Consider the following 1511-nt stretch of genomic DNA (forward strand, 5'->3'; position numbering starts at 1 on the left):
GCGCGGGGTGTCGGCGCGGTGGTGAAGGCGGCGCGTGAGCGGCTTTGCGAGGGGTTGCCGGAGTACATGGTGCCCTCGGCGGTGATGGTGCTGGATCGGTTGCCGTTGACGCCGAACGGGAAGCTGGACCGCAAGGCATTGCCCGCACCCGAGTACGTGTCTGCGGCGACTGGTCGTGCCGCTCGTACTCCGCGGGAAGAGGTGCTGTGCGGGCTGTTCGCCGAGGTGCTGGGTCTGGAGCGGGTCGGGATCGACGACAGCTTCTTCGACCTCGGCGGCCACTCCCTCCTCACGACTCGGCTCGTCAGCCGCATCCGCAGCGTGCTCGGCGTCGAGGTCCCGATTGCGGCTGTCTTCGAGAACCCGACGGCGGCCGGCCTGGTGTCGCGCCTCACGGGCGACGGTCGCACTCGGGAAGCCCTGGTGCCCATGGCACGGCCGGATGTGGTGCCGCTGTCGTTCGCGCAGCGTCGTCTGTGGTTCCTGCACAAGCTGGAGGGGCCCTCCGCCACCTACAACATGCCGCTGGCACTCAGGCTGAAGGGCGAGCTGGACGCGGATGCACTCAGCGGTGCCCTGCGTGACCTGGTCGTCCGGCACGAGTCGCTGCGTACGGTTTTCCCCGAAGTCGACGGTGAGCCCCGCCAGTCGATCCTCGATCCGCAGACTGCGGAGCTGGACTGGCAGCGCCGCTCGGTGACGGAGGAGGAGCTGCCGGAGGCTCTGGAGGAAGCAGCTCGGTACGCGTTCGAGCTGGGTTCCGAGATACCCGTACGCGCATGGCTGTTCGATGTGGCGCCGCGGGACAGCGTCCTGATGCTGCTGGTGCACCACATCGCGGGTGACGGCTGGTCCATGGGCCCGATCGCGCGGGATCTGGTGGCGGCGTATACGGCGCGTTCGCGGGGTGGTGTGCCGCAGTGGTCGGAGTTGCCGGTGCAGTATGCGGACTACACGCTGTGGCAGCGTGAGCTGCTGGGTGACGAGAACGACCCGGACAGCCTCTACGCCCAGCAGGTCGACTACTGGCGTGACCAGTTGGTGGGTCTGCCGGAGCTGGTGACCTTCCCGACCGATCGGCCCCGCCCGACGGTCGCCTCGTTCGAAGGCACGCATCTCGACTTCACACTGGACGCGGAGCTGCACCAACGCCTGGTCCGGCTGGCGCGGCGGTCGAACACGACGGTGTTCATGGTGTTGCAGGCTGGTATGGCGGCTTTGCTGACGCGTTTGGGTGCGGGGACCGATATCGCGTTGGGCAGTGGTGTGGCGGGGCGTACCGATGAGGCGTTGGACGATCTTGTCGGCTTGTTCGTGAACACGTTCGTGCTGCGGACGGACACGTCGGGTGATCCGGGGTTCGAGGAGTTGCTGGGTCGGGTGCGGGAGTCGAGTCTGGCGGCGTACGCGCACCAGGACGTTCCCTTCGAACATCTGGTGGAGTTGCTGAACCCGAATCGTTCCACCTCCCACCACCCGCTCTTCCAGGTCGCGCTCGTCCTCCAGAACGC

General features: G+C 67.4%; 1 protein-coding gene. It reads left to right on the top strand.

From position 1 onward, the window contains the following. Window positions 1–1511: condensation domain-containing protein (locus BMX65_RS09860; protein WP_244905666.1), on the top strand; the 1511-nt coding region annotated here is incomplete at both ends.

It is taken from the genome of Streptomyces qinglanensis (assembly GCF_900111245.1).
Classification (GTDB): domain Bacteria; phylum Actinomycetota; class Actinomycetes; order Streptomycetales; family Streptomycetaceae; genus Streptomyces; species Streptomyces qinglanensis.